The organism is Beggiatoa alba B18LD (assembly GCF_000245015.1).
GTDB classification, from domain to species: domain Bacteria; phylum Pseudomonadota; class Gammaproteobacteria; order Beggiatoales; family Beggiatoaceae; genus Beggiatoa; species Beggiatoa alba.
The window spans coordinates 696,314-710,955 of record NZ_JH600070.1 but is presented as its reverse complement, the minus strand read 5'-3'; the positions used below and the strand labels follow the sequence as shown (position 1 = coordinate 710,955).

The following is a 14,642-nucleotide window of genomic DNA, read 5'->3' as shown; positions in this document are numbered from 1 at the left end:
AATAGCGCGTGGTGGTGATTAATATGGTCATAATGGGAGAACCATTTGTGTTTAAAAATCTCAAATTAAAGAGCAAACTCTTGCTTTCTTTCTTTATTGTGACGTGTATATCAACCATTTCAACAACGATTGTTTCAATCTACTACTTTACCGATAAAATAGAAGTAGAAGCACTTGAAAATATGAAGAAAAATATGCGCGTTGCCTATCTTATCTATCAAAATAAAGTTGCTGAAATTGAAGAGATGACACACACACTTGCAGCGGACAGAAGTTTGCAAGTTCTGGTAAACTTCTCCATAAAAAATAAGATTAATCAATATATTGGTGACACGCTTAAAAATAAACAGCTTTCTCAAATTATCATCGTTGACCCTGAAAAAAAGCTGATTGCACAAACCACACATCAGAACTACTTAGCACTAGAAAAAGAACATAATTTTGAAAAAAATGCCCTAGTAGATTATGTACTTAGCCAACATAAAACCATTGCAGCAACAGAGTTAGTCGAAGTTGATAATTTACAAAAATTTATTGCTATTTCTGTCGCAAGTCCTTTATTTAAAAGTGAAGTTGTCCGTAGTGCTAATGCCGATATAGCAAGCAAAAACCAACCTGAAATTGTTGGTATTATTCTCACACGCTATGTTTTAAATCAAAATACCAGAGTTGTCAGCGATATAGAAAACTTATTAGAACTGACTGCCGCCATTTATTACAACGCGGAAGCGATTAGCTTTACGACGGCTCATTTAGAAAACAAACCACAAATCAAAGCCGAAAGTTATTTTAAAGCTCTCCGTATTCGCCAAAATGTGCAAGATATGGATGTCCGTTATGGCGGTCAATTGGCTGAATATAAAACGATTAACGATATTAATAACAACCCCATTGCTTTATTAGGGGTCAGTGTTTCCGCCGATAAATATGTAGAAACAACAAAACAAGCCGTGATTAATCTTGTCGTTCTCATGCTGTTATGCATTATCGTTGCCTCTATTTTTGGCTATCTGCTTGCCCGTAGCATTCTAATTCCCATCTATAAATTATTGAATGGAGTCGAGCGTGTCACCTCGGGTGATTTATCCTATGAAATTATCATGGACTTAAAAGATGAATTCGGCATTCTTGCCCATTCATTTAACAGCATGTCACGTCAGCTACAAGAATTATTTAATACCCTAGAACAACGTGTACAAGATGCAACCCGTAAATTGCAAAACACACTTGCTCACATGACAGCTATTATCGACAACATGGCAGATGGGTTATTAGTTACTGATAAAGAAGGGAAAATAATTCGTTATAACCCTGCCTTTTTAGCAATGTTTCCTGAAAGACGCGATATGCTCGGCAAGGACTGCCAAGAGATTTTTAACGATGCGGAAGCCGCTGAATTAGCCAAAAAAGTTATGAATAGTATCGGTGAAGTCTATGGCGCGGAAATTCGTCTTGTTGATAACCGTATCGGGCAAGCAGTAGCAACTGCCATTATTCAAAAAGATACACTCTCTGATACCAGCGAATATGTTGGCTCTAAATACATCGGCTCAGTTATCCTCATCCGCGATATTACAAAGGAAAAAGAAGCCGACCGTGTTTTAAAAAACACCGTGGAAACATTAACCCGTGTTGGGACGGCTTTATCAGGAGAAAATAGCTTAGTTAAACTCTTAGAACTCTTTGTCTCTGAAGCGCGTAGTGTGACAAATGCAGACGGTGGCACGCTCTACATCTTAGAGGATGAACAACTGAATTTTGAAATCATTCAAAATAAATCCTTAAATCTCTTTTTAGGCGGAGCTTATGCGCAACCAATTCATCTACCCGCAATTAATATTCAAGAACAAAAATACGTCGCTTATAGTGCACGTACCCAACAGATATTAACCAGCAAAGCCGATTTTAAAGAAGATTTTGACCCAGAACGAGATAAAGATATTTATAACTTATTTAAAGGATATGTTATTCAAGAATTATTGGTTGTACCATTACTGGATCGGATGCAAAACGCAGTTGGAGTATTACAACTGATTAACCCAATAGACCCTAAAACAGGTGACTCTATTCCCTTTGCAAATAACCAGATAGAAATAGTTTTCTCGCTTGCTTCACAAGCAGCGGTTGCTATTGAAAATGTGCGCAATTACGAAAAAATTGAACAGAAAAATATCGCGTTTAAACGCTTCGTTCCAACTGAATTCTTATTACGCTTAGGAAAAAAAGAGATTGAAGATGTTGTGCTAGGCGATGCCTCACAAGAAAATATGTCCGTTCTCTTTTCTGATATTCGTTCATTTACGACATTATCAGAAACCATGACACCTGAAGATAATTTCCATTTCTTAAATGACTATTTAGACTTTATTGGCCCTAATATTACGGAGAATGGCGGTTTTATCGACAAATATATCGGTGATGCCATTATGGCGTTATTTTCTGGTAGTCATGTTGGGGTTGCAGATGATGCCGTACTGGCGGCGGTTGGCATGTTAAACCGTTTACAGGAATACAATGCATATCGTCAAAACAATGGCGAAAAACCGCTGTCGATTGGGGTTGGAATCCACACAGGTGCATTAATTCTCGGCACGATTGGTTTTGAAAGTCGGATGGAAAGCACGGTAATTGGCGACACTGTTAATCTTGCATCACGTATGGAAGGCTTAACCAAGCAATATGGTATTACTATCGGCATTACTTCACCAACTTATCAGCAGTTACAAAATCCTGAACGTTTCTTGATTCGTGAAATTGACACCGTACAAGTTAAGGGAAAGGAAGAAGCAATTACCGTTTATGAAGTTTTTGACGTTGACCCGCAGCCCTTGCGTGATATGAAAGTTACTTATTTAAATAAATATATGCAAGCCTTAGAGTGCTATAAACGTTATCAATGGCAAGAAGCCTTAGAACAATTTTTAGAACTGAAAACGGTGTTGCAAGGTGATAAAGTGATAAATATTTATATCGAACGTTGTCAACACTTTATTACAACCCCCCCCAATGAATCATGGCGTGGTGTCACACGCTTAGATGAAAAATAAGCGTTCATTGTTGGCTAGAAACCATTTAAAAGACCTGAATCATTTTAATCCTGATTCAGGTTTTTTTATTTTAACGCGAGTTCTGCGAGATTTTTTGAAAAGACAACAGCTTGTCTGATGAATCCCGATGAAAAATAAGAGAATAATCTCTGCCAATCCTTCAAACCTTTTCGCGTGTTCCGACAGACCTGCTAGGTTTTGAAAACCTAGCAGGTCTCTGTTTTTTTTATAAAACTCGCTAAACTCAGGTTAAATCACTTTTAAGTTCTCTCAATACTTTCGCTACAACAACATCAACCCCAACGGTAACGATTCGCCAAAGACTTTTTGTGCATCGCTTACCTCTAATTCTTTCACAGTTTCGACTAAGGCTATCCAACTTAAAGGGGCTTTATTCTCGTTTAAAGTCTTTATCACCGTTTGGCGTAACGTGAGGTTAATATCGCGTTCTCTATCGCCACTCATTCGCGCTAATAAAGTCGTTGCTAAACCCGCTAATGGGTGCGTTTTCCAATTAAATTGCATTAAAGCGATTAACCATTTTTCCACCACAGCGACAGGAACAACATAATGCACACTGCCATAACTTGGGACTCGTGCGCCAATTCGTCCTAATGCCCAAAATGCATTATCGGATTCCTCGCTCTGTTGTAAACGGGTTAATAAATAGTCGCCAACACTGATTTTATCCGCAGGGTCTAATTGTTCTAAACTGGCAATTAAACGGATAACTTCTTCATAACCTTTCTTTTTTAAATCAGCAATGTGTTGTTTATACAAGCGTTTTTGTACTGTTGCAAAATAGGGTTTTAACGATTGGTAAAGCTGTTGTTGTGTCTCAGGGGCTAGACCGCCCGCGACTCGTCGCCATATCGTCCACCATTCTGCCCAATTTTGGGCGTTTTCTTTATATTGAATCCCTTGCGGGTAAATTGCCCACAGTTGTTGAATGCGCCAGTCATCTAAGGGATAGCCTAAACCAGGGCGTAGGCAAAAGCCTGTTAAATTTAGCCATAAACGTTCGTGGTCGGCAGAGCGACGGCGACGGCTTAAGGCGGTTGTCAACCAAACATCGGCTTGTTGTCGCAATAAAGCGGTTTCCCATTGTTCCCGTTGCCCTAAGACTTTTTCTAACTCATTCCGTAAGTTTTTAACCGATTGTTGTACGGTGGCTTTATCGCGTGTACCGTAAAAGGTTTCTATCCATGCGATGGCTTCCGTAAAGCGTGGATGAACCGCATTTGATAAAACGGTATTGGCTTGTCCGCGCAGTTGAAATTCTAATTGCCATTGTTGTGCAGGATTATCTAACGCACGACATTGTAAGGCGATTGTGCCGACTTCACTGAGTACAGCGGATAACGCAACAGGAATGCTAGTTTTTGCCTGCTGGGTATCCATCGCCACAATAAGGGGCGGTAAGACGCTGAAAATTTCAGGATTTAGTGTGGTTAATTCCCCTGTTTGATAAAGGGTATCGTGTGTTGTGGCGTAAAGATGGAATTGCACAGGTTGCCCAATGTTGAGCGCGAAACGGTGTTCGGTTAAGGCGATTTCTGCCCCTTCTTCTGTGCCTTTGGGTAAGATGCAAACCCCTTGCGGTTGCGCGGAATCCGTTTCTAAGGCTAAAAAATAACTGCGTGCAGAGCCACCGCCGATTTTTAGTTGTTCGCCACGTCGTGCGAGTGCGTAAGCTACCGCGCCATAAGCAACGGCTAAATCTGGGTGTGGATTGTCTAATAATTGTGGTGTTTGCCCACGCCATTGTGCCAAAATATCGATTAAACGTTGTTGTATCAAGCCACTATGAAACACGCCACCATTGCACAATAAGGTATCAGGAAAGGCGGGAGTAGCATCTGTTATGCCTAATGCTTCACGGGCGGTGGGGGTGTGTTGTGCGAGAAAATGGGCGATATGGCGAGTAATCGCAGGGTCTTGGGCATAGGGTAAGCCAAATTCGACCAAGCCTGTGCGGCGTTTTTGTGGAAAAGTCTCCGCACTGACTGATGGAAAAAAGCCTTCTAGTAAGTTGTGGCGAACTTCTTCACGGCTAAAACTGGTAGTTTTTGCTTGTGCAATCAGGCGAGAGCCTGAGCCTAATAGGGTGACATTGCTATTTTCGGGCGCATTTTCCCCTAATAGTTGTTCTTTTGCCTTGCGGGTTTGTAGCATTAATTGGGCAAGGCTGGCACTGCTTAGGGCTTCCCCTGTGGGGGTTAAACGACTTTCTGCGAGATGGGCAAGGGTTAAATCCATATTGTCCCCACCTAGCATGAGGTGTTCACCGACACCGATACGGGTTAATTGTGGTTGTCCCTGTGTATCTGTATGAATTTTAATTAAGGTTAAATCGGTTGTGCCTCCGCCAACATCGCAGACGAGCAATAAACGGCTATCTTTTAGCGCAGTTTTTAAATTTTGCTGATGTCGATATAACCAGTCGTAACAGGCAGCTTGGGGTTCTTCTAATAAATGGACGGCGTTTAAACCTGCAAGTTGGGCAGCAGTGACGGTTAAACGTCGCGCACTTTCATCAAATGAAGCGGGAACAGTGAGGATAATTTCTTGTGTTTCTAATAAGTTTTGTGGAAATTGTTGATTCCACGCATGGCGGATATAACCTAAATAGCTGGCACTGGCATGAAGGGGGGAAATTTTCGCCACGCCTTCCACGCCTCCCCATGGCAAAATTGGTGCGGTGCGGTCAACGTGCGGATGTGATAACCAGCTTTTTGCACTATGAATGAAACGCCCTTGAGATTTTGCACCGAGTTGTTGGGCAAATTCGCCAAAAATGGCGGGGGGATTATCTGCTGTTATCGCTAAATTACCGCTACCCAGTTGTAAAACATCCGCAGAAAATTCCCCATCTGTGGGATGGTAACGCACGGAGGGTAATAAAGGACGTGATGCAATTTCGCCCGCACTGACTAATTGTGCAATGTTAAAAAGCTGAATTTTTTGATTGGGTTGCTGTGTATCGTGGTAGGCAACAACGGTGTGCGTTGTGCCTAAGTCGATACCGACGAGATAACGGGACATAGGCGTTTTTTTAGGGAAATTGAAAAAGCGTTATTGATAGAACCTATTTGAAGCCTAAGATAAAAGGTAAAACAGGCTTTGTACCTGTTAAAGCAAGATGGGTAGTAGAACGTTCTAATGCTTGGGTTGAGCGATGTAAGTCCTTAGTTAAGAACTTTGAACGGACTCTTGAGAATGCTAATGCTAAAACTGTGTTTTATCAGACTTATGATTAAACGACCCGCTTCTTTTTAAACATTTCAAATCGGTTCTATAGTAAACGTATCATAAGGTGATTTAAATTTAGGACTGCCAGTCCTTCGCATCGTCTTATAGTGCGTTTACTATATATATGTTAAGACATATATATATTTCATTGGGCACGAAAAAACCCGAATTAACGGGCATCATTTTTAAACCAACTTGTCACTTCCACTGCCACTTTAGGTCACGTCCATGTAAAAAACTCAAAGACCGTGGCGGATTGATTTCAAAACCAAAAAAACCACGATTTTTTGCCTACATAGTGCCTACACGCCAGAGAGAAAAATAATCAGGTATCATGTAAGTATTGGTGCCGACAAGAGGAATCGAACCTCCGACCTACTGATTACGAATCAGTTGCTCTACCAACTGAGCTATGTCGGCTGACTAACAACATTTCAGGAACGCGAATTCTATAACAAAGTAGTCTTTATTCGCAAGATGATGTCGAAATGGATTAAAATTTTTCGTTATCAAGGGAATATCTGTTTTACTTTTTGATATTCGCATGTAGCTATTTATTATTTAAAGTTTTTTATTCGGTAATTTTAATATGAGTTCTGTTTTACCTCCTTATTATCTTGTGACTCCTGAGCCAATAGAAAAACATTCTTTTTTAGCGAGTTTAACAAGAGTTTTAGCAAGTGGGGGGATACGCTTGGTACAATTTCGAGCAACGCAGTTATCTATTGCAGACTATGCAGATTTGGCAAGTGAGGTATTGCGCTGTTGTCGAGCCGTAGAAGCGATGTGTGTTTTAAATACTGACCCCGCGTTAGCATTGCGTTTAGGTAGCGATGGGGTGCATTTAAATAGTCATCGTTTGCAGGCACAAGCCCAGCCGTTAATGGGATTTCGTTGGGTGTCTGCATCGTGTCATGGTTTAGCCGATTTACAGCAGGCAACACGAATTAAAGCGGATTTTGTGTTATTAAGTCCTGTTTTAGCGACTGCATCGCATCCTGATAGTGTGCCATTAGGATGGGCGCAGTTTAATGCATTGGTGCAGCGGGCAACTTGTCCTGTGTATGCATTGGGTGGTTTGCAGAAAGCTGATTTAACAGTTGCGCAACAGGCTGGGGCTGTGGGTATTGCGGCGATTCGTGGGTTGTGGTTGGGATGATTATTAGGGTAATCAATTGAGTACTGAAAAAACACAGGTTAGTTATCTTGAGGTAACAGATAACCATGCAGGGCAGCGGATTGATAATTTTTTGTTCACGCAGTTGAAGGGTGTGCCGAAAAGTCATGTTTATCGAATTTTACGTAGTGGCGAGGTGCGTGTTAATAAAGGGCGGATTAAGCCTGATTATCGTTTGCAGGCGGGCGATGTTGTACGTTTACCGCCTGTGCAGACAGCGACACGTACAGCGGTTACACCACATCAGCAGGTTTTAGAGACGTTGCAAGCGTCTATTTTGTATGAAGATGCAAAGTTGTTGGTGATTAATAAACCGTCTGGTTTGGCGGTGCATGGAGGTAGCGGGGTTCAGTATGGCGTGATTGAGGGCTTACGGGCTTTGTATCCTGATGCGAATTTTTTGGAGTTGGTGCATCGTTTAGACCGTGAAACATCTGGGTGTTTGATGGTTGCGAAGAAGGCAAGCGTTTTGCGTCAGTTACATGCATTTTTGCGTGAGGCGGATATGAATAAGCAGTATATCGCCTTAGTTCGGGGGAAATGGTCAGCACGGACGAAACAGGTTAATGCACCATTGCGTAAAAATGTATTGCAGTCAGGTGAGCGGGTAGTGCGTGTTCATGTTGAGGGCAAGCCGTCATTGAGTGAGTTTCGGGTTGTGGAGTGTTTTGAGAAAGCGACGTTAGTACAAGTGCATCCTGTGACAGGGCGAACTCATCAAATTCGTGTTCATGCAAGCCATGAAGGTCATCCCATTGCGGGAGATGAGAAGTATGGGGATGAGGATTTTAATCGGGCGTTACGTCAACAAGGGCTTAATCGATTGTTTTTACATGCGGCTGAGTTGACCATTCAGTTACCTGAGCAGAAGCCATTGACGGTTAAAGCCCCCTTACCTGAGCCATTAGTCGCGGTGTTAGCACAGTTAAGACAGTAGGCTTAAATTTTGAAAACCTAGTAGGTCTGTCGGAACAGGTGAAAAGGGTTGACCAGAGAAGATTAAAACATTGTCTGAATCAGAATTTTCAGAATTAAAAAGACAAGAAAATTAAAAGAATAAAAAATTATGTTTTTAATTGTTTTTAATTGTTTTTAATTCTGCTAATTCTGAAAACTCTGTGAATTCTGATTCAGACAAAAAAAAGACCTGCTAGGTTTTGAAAACCTAGCAGGTCTGTCGGAACAGGCGAAAAGGGTTGACCAGAGAAGATTAAAACATTGTCTGAATCAGAATTTTCAGAATTAAAAAGACAAGAAAATTAAAAGGATAAAAAATTATATTTTTAATTGTTTTTAATTCTGCTAATTCTGAAAATTCTGTGAATTCTGATTCAGACAAAAAAAGACCTGCTAGGTTTTGAAAACCTAGTAGGTCTGTCGGAACAGGTGAAAAGGGTTGACCAGAGAAGATTAAAACATTGTCTGAATCAGAATTTTCAGAATTAAAAAGACAAGAAAATTAAAAGAATAAAAAATTATGTTTTTAATTGTTTTTAATTCTGCTAATTCTGAAAATTCTGTGAATTCTGATTCAGACAAAAAAAAGACCTGACAAAAGTCTTAAAATAGAGCTAATTAATTAGTTAAATTTTATAGGTTATTTATGATGCCGAATGTTTATCGTCAGCATTTATTAGCGTTTTATCGCGCGGCACTTTTGGCAGTGAATGGGCGAAATCAGACTGCAAATTTTTTGCGTCAGCATGTCATGGAAACGCCTTGTGCTTTAATTGCGATTGGTAAAGCTGCGTCAGAAATGGCGTTAGGGGCTTATGAGGTGTTGGGGGCGCAGATTACTTGTGGATTGGTAATCAGTAAGTATGGTTATATCAATCAGGCAGAATTACAGGCATTTGGGGCGGTGTGTCTTGAATCCGCACACCCTGTTCCAAATGTGGATAGTTTGCGAGCAGGTGAGGAATTATTGCAGTTTATTCATGCCTTACCGCCTAAATATCCCGTTTTGTGTCTTGTCTCGGGTGGGGCTTCTTCTTTGGTTGAAGTACCCATTGCAAGCGTTAATTTAGAGACTTTACAAGCAGTGAATCAGTGGTTATTAGCCAGTGGTTTGAATATTCAGGCAATGAATAGTGTGCGCAAGAATCTATCGCAGATAAAAGGCGGACGTTTAGCACATTATTTGGTGGGACATCCCGTGATGAATTTATTAATTTCGGATGTGCCTCAAGACGATTTGCAAGTTATTGGCTCAGGATTATTAGTGCCTTCTAATCATGAGCATATTCCTTCTCATTTGCCTGATTGGATTAATGCGTTATTGCGCGGAACAGAGCCAACTTGTCCGCTGAATTGTTATGCAAATATTCAACATTTTTTAATTGCAAGTCCGTCTATTGCGCGTCATGCCATTATAAAAGCGGCGCAGGCACGGGGTTATACGCCTTATATTCAAAGTGAATTTATTCAAGGAGATGCAATTAAAGCAGGAGAGAAAATTGCCAATTTTCTGCTTGATGCAACACAGGGGGTTTACATTTGGTCGAGTGAGACAACGGTACAGTTACCTGCTGTAGTTGGGGAAGGCGGGCGTTGTCAAATGCTTGCCTTATCTGCTGCACGAGTGTTATTGGGACAATTTGGTATTTATCTGCTGGCTGCGGGTACTGATGGTGAAGATGGTAATAATAAAGTGGCGGGTGCATTAGTGGATAGTGGAACGGTTGCGCGGGGGGAAATTTTGGGTTTAGATTGTGTACAGCATTTGCAGAAAGCCAATGCAGGACAGTTCTTAGAACAGACAAATGATTTAATCTATACAGGTGCAACAGGGACTAATGTCATGGATGTCCTGATTGGTCTTGTTACTGAATGAGTCGGTGGATAAAACGACGTTTATTGAGTTATCTAAATCGTGTGTGAGAACGATTTCACCTATTGTTTAAGCACATCTATCATTGTTAAGATGACTCGTTCCTATTAAAACAATCCTGTGTTTTTGATAAAAATCAAAATAGATTATGAATACAGATATCAATTCCAAAAGTTCCTTGTTAATTATTGACGATTTTTTAGATAACATTAAATTGTTGCTAAGTTTTTTAACAGATGCGGGCTTTAAAGTATTAATTGCGCGGGATGGTGAACAAGGTATTAAAACGGCTCAATATGCAAAGCCTGATTTAATTTTATTAGATATTATGATGCCTGGTTTAAATGGGTTTGAAACCTGTCAACAATTAAAGCAAGCTGAAGAAACTAAAAATATTCCTATTATTTTTATGACTGCATTAACTGACTTAAATGAAAAAATTAAAGGATTTGAACTAGGGGCTGCGGATTATATTACGAAACCTTTCCAACATGCCGAACTTTTAGCCCGCATCAATACCCATCTCAGCGTTATTCGTCTTCAGCAACAATTAGAAAAACGTAATTTAGAAGCCGAAGCCTTCGCGCGTACCGTTGCCCACGATTTAAAAGCCCCCTTAGCGGGTGTTCTCGGTTTAATTGATGTTTTAAAAGAAAAATTTCAAGAAAGTAATGTTGTTGATGCGGATGATATTGAAAATATTCATTTAATTGAGCAATCTGCTAAACAAATGAATGAAATTATCTTAGCTTTGTTAATGCTAGCAGGTGTTTCTAGTAATCAAGAAGTGATTTGTTTACCGCTGGATATGAGCGGAATCCTACAAAGTGTATTACATCGGGTGGAGTATATTCGTAAAGAATATCAAGGAATTATTGAATATCCAAAAGAGTTTCCATTAGCAATGGGTTACGCGCCGTGGATAGAAGAAGTCTGGGCAAATTATTTAATTAATGGCTTAAAATACAGTGGTCGTCCGCCACATCTGATTATTACCGCCAATATTCAAAATAACTACGTTAAGTTTTCAGTCAAAGACAACGGGCAAGGTCTCAGTCTGGAAGACCAAAAAAAATTATTTATTCCCTTTGCACGTCTATCTAATGGCGACCATACAGGGCATGGCTTAGGATTATCTATCGTGCAACAAATCATTTCTAAATTAAATGGTAATGTCGGTATTGAAAGCCAAATCGGTGATGGCTGTCTCTTCTACTTTACCTTGCCACTATTCAGTGAAACCATTCATTAACAATATTTTTTACTAAAATCCATGCACCTTTATCCCTTAATTCGTCCCTTACTATTCCAACTCGCACCAGAAACCGCCCATCATTTCACCCTCTCTACCCTGCAACGCCTCCATCATCTAAAACTCAACCGCCTCATTTTCTCAACTCCCCCAACAAAACCGCGCCAAGTGATGGGCTTAACTTTTCCCAACCCCGTTGGATTAGCAGCGGGATTAGATAAAAATGGCGAATATATTGATGGACTTGCCAGTTTAGGCTTTGGCTTTATCGAAATCGGCACGATTACCCCACGCCCACAAGCAGGCAATCCACAACCGCGCTTATTTCGCTTACCACCTGCTCGCGCACTGATTAATCGCTTAGGATTTAATAATGCTGGTGTTGATGCCTTACTCACTCATGTTGCTCGTGCGCAATATCGCGGTATTCTTGGGATTAATATCGGAAAAAATGCAACGACTCCTATAGAAAATGCGGTTGATGACTACCTTTATTGTTTGCACAAAGTTTATGCACATGCGAGCTATATTACGGTCAACATCTCTTCCCCAAATACCGCTAATTTGCGTCAACTTCAACATGGTGACGAACTTGACCGCTTACTCAATGCATTAAAACAAGCACAATGCGAATTAGCCAATAGTCAGCATAAATACGTCCCTTTAGTTGTCAAAATCGCGCCTGATTTAAATACAGAAGAACTACAAGCCATTGCCGAAAAACTACTAAAACATCAAATTGATGGCGTGATTGCAACCAATACCACCCTAGACCGTCAAGCCGTAACAGGCTTAAAACACGCAATAGAAACAGGGGGCTTGAGTGGGCAACCGCTCACACAACGCGCAACAGCCGTCGTTGCAGAATTACACCGTTTACTACAAGATAAAATCCCAATTATTGCCGCAGGTGGCATTATGTCTGCCGAAGATGCACAAGCAAAATTACAAGCAGGTGCACAACTGGTACAACTGTACACAGGATTGATTTATGAAGGGGCAGGCTTAGTACAAGAAGTTATCTCTGCGTGTTAAAACAGAAATAAGGCGAGTATCTATCCCTCAAAAAATGAGGGATAATAAAAAAATAGCTGAATAAACAGAGAAATATTTTATATAATTCCTATAAATCATGTCTTTTATCTCTGTCATAAAAAAATGCTAAAATAACCACTCTTTCATCACAATAAGGATTTAGACTCCTTGACTGATATACCGCTCAGTGTATTGTTCGGCACGCTAGCTTTACTAATTCTATTCTCTGCCTTTTTCTCAGGTTCAGAGACCAGCATGATGGCGATTAATCGCTATCGGTTACGCCATTTAGCAGCGAAAAATCATCGTGGTGCGCAACGTGTGCAAACCCTACTAGAACGTCCTGACCGCCTTATTGGGGTTATTCTACTGGGAAATAACTTTGTCAATACTTTCGCCTCCTCCATTGCCACCGTGATTGCCATTGAATTAATGGGAGAAGCAGGTATTCCAATTGCTGCCTCTGTCTTAACCATTATTATCCTTATCTTTGGCGAAGTGACCCCTAAAACCCTCGCAGCGACTTATCCTGAACGGATTGCTTTTCCTACCTCTCTCCTGATAAAACCCTTACTCACATTACTCTATCCGCTCGTATGGGCAACCAACATGATTGGTAACGCCATACTCGCTTTTTTTGGCTTCCCAACCACAGATAAAAACAACTATCGCCTAAGTCGTGAAGAACTACGCACAGTTGTCCACGAAGCAGAAGGCATTATTCCAAAACGCCATCAACAAATGCTTTTAAGCATTCTCGATTTAGAAAAAGCCAGCGTAGAAGATATTATGGTACCTCGTCATGAAATCGTTGGCATCGATTTAGACGACCCCATCGACGTACTCATAGAACAATTAAGCAATATTCAACATACCCACTTACCGCTATATCGAGAAAGCATTGACAATGTTTTCGGTGTTGTACATATCCGCACCGTCGTCAGACTTTTTAGAAATAAAGAATTAACTAAAGAAAGTTTAGAAAAAATTGCCCGCGATGTTTACTTTATCCCTGATGGCACTCCCTTAAATACCCAACTGTTAAACTTCCAACATCACCGTCAACAAGTCGGTTTAGTTGTCAATGAATATGGTGATATTCAAGGACTTGTCACAATAGATGACATCCTAGAAGAAATTGTCGGCGAATTTAATACTAACCCTGCTGCTTATAGCCTAAGCCCCTCTGTCCATCCCCAAGATGACGGCAGTTATCTGGTTGATGGCAGTACCAGCATTCGCGAATTAAATCGTGCGTTACAATGGCATTTACCCACAACAGGCGCGAAAACCTTAAATGGTCTTATTCTCGATTATCTCGAAATTTTCCCCGAACCAGGTACTAGTTTACGCCTAGAAGGACATGCAATAGAAGTTGTACAAGTTACGAACAACGTTATTAAAACGGTAAAAGTTTATCCATTACTGCACACAACCACAAAACATCCAACCCCTTAAATAAAAGATACGTGTCCCTGTTTGCCAATAAACTGAATACTTGCGAAATTTAAAATTCATGTTAAGGTATTATATTAACCAAGTACAGTTTTAATTAGAACTATCATGAAAAACAATGACACGACACAACCCCCTTACACCAGTAAAATGGCAGCAAGCGAGCGATTTTTAGACGTAATGCGCGAGCTTGTTTTTACCTACCAAGCAATTAACAGTTGTGCAGCGAAACATATTGCCGAATTTGATTTAACCCCTGCACAATTTGATATTATTGCCACTTTAGGCAACACAGAAGGCATGACTTTTAAAGAATTAGGGGAAAAAACGCTGATTACAAAAGGCACGTTAACGGGTGTTGTCGACCGCTTAGAACAAAAAGGATTAGTCAAACGGGTTGCAGGAACAACCGACCGCCGTACCTTATATGCCATCTTAACCCCCGAAGGCGTGACAGTTTTCGAAAAAGTATTTCCTGCACATATCGCTTATTTAAAACAATTTTTCGAAAAACAAAGCCTCCCTGAACAAAAAGTGCTGATTCAACATTTAAGACAACTGAGAACCTTTTTTAATTAGTTGAATTGACTTTGA

9 protein-coding genes and 1 tRNA gene are annotated in these 14,642 nt (G+C 40.5%); 8 read left to right on the top strand and 2 right to left on the bottom strand.

Annotated elements, in window-relative coordinates; genetic code table 11:
• The first annotated feature begins 47 nt into the window (after positions 1-47).
• Positions 48-3,047 carry an adenylate/guanylate cyclase domain-containing protein gene (locus BEGALDRAFT_RS17765; protein WP_198284602.1) on the top strand — a complete coding sequence of 1,000 codons (3,000 nt, stop codon included), beginning with the start codon at positions 48-50 and terminating at the stop codon, positions 3,045-3,047.
• A gap of 282 nt (positions 3,048-3,329) precedes the next feature.
• Here BEGALDRAFT_RS17765 and BEGALDRAFT_RS02890 read toward each other — a convergent pair whose 3' ends face one another.
• Entirely contained in the window at positions 3,330-6,092 is a 2,763-nt protein-coding gene (locus BEGALDRAFT_RS02890) for an Hsp70 family protein (RefSeq protein ID WP_002683496.1), read from the bottom strand.
• Between the two features lie 551 nt (positions 6,093-6,643).
• Positions 6,644-6,719 (bottom strand) — tRNA-Thr (locus tag BEGALDRAFT_RS02885).
• A 169-nt stretch (positions 6,720-6,888) separates the two neighbouring features.
• Between BEGALDRAFT_RS02885 and BEGALDRAFT_RS02880 the strand changes: the two genes are divergently transcribed.
• From BEGALDRAFT_RS02880 to BEGALDRAFT_RS02850, 7 genes are all read left to right on the top strand, one after another.
• A complete protein-coding gene (locus BEGALDRAFT_RS02880; RefSeq protein ID WP_002683494.1) occupies positions 6,889-7,458 on the top strand; it encodes a thiamine phosphate synthase in 570 nt (189 codons plus the stop codon).
• 16 nt (positions 7,459-7,474) lie between these two features.
• Positions 7,475-8,413, top strand: a complete 939-nt coding sequence (gene rluC, locus BEGALDRAFT_RS02875; protein WP_002683493.1) for a 23S rRNA pseudouridine(955/2504/2580) synthase RluC — start codon at positions 7,475-7,477, stop codon at positions 8,411-8,413.
• Positions 8,414-9,079: 666 nt separating this feature from the next.
• A complete protein-coding gene (locus BEGALDRAFT_RS02870) occupies positions 9,080-10,309 on the top strand; it encodes a glycerate kinase type-2 family protein (RefSeq protein WP_002683492.1) in 1,230 nt (409 codons plus the stop codon).
• A gap of 145 nt (positions 10,310-10,454) precedes the next feature.
• Positions 10,455-11,558, top strand: coding sequence for a sensor histidine kinase (locus BEGALDRAFT_RS02865; protein ID WP_002683491.1), 1,104 nt, complete (start codon positions 10,455-10,457; stop codon positions 11,556-11,558).
• A 21-nt stretch (positions 11,559-11,579) separates the two neighbouring features.
• Complete coding sequence (locus tag BEGALDRAFT_RS02860; protein WP_002683490.1) at positions 11,580-12,593, top strand: quinone-dependent dihydroorotate dehydrogenase; 1,014 nt, start codon at positions 11,580-11,582, stop codon at positions 12,591-12,593.
• Between the two features lie 168 nt (positions 12,594-12,761).
• Complete coding sequence (locus tag BEGALDRAFT_RS02855) at positions 12,762-14,051, top strand: HlyC/CorC family transporter (protein WP_002683489.1); 1,290 nt, start codon at positions 12,762-12,764, stop codon at positions 14,049-14,051.
• 105 nt (positions 14,052-14,156) lie between these two features.
• Positions 14,157-14,627: a MarR family winged helix-turn-helix transcriptional regulator gene (locus BEGALDRAFT_RS02850; protein WP_002683487.1), complete on the top strand. Its 471-nt coding sequence runs from the start codon at positions 14,157-14,159 to the stop codon at positions 14,625-14,627.
• Positions 14,628-14,642: the final 15 nt, after the last annotated feature.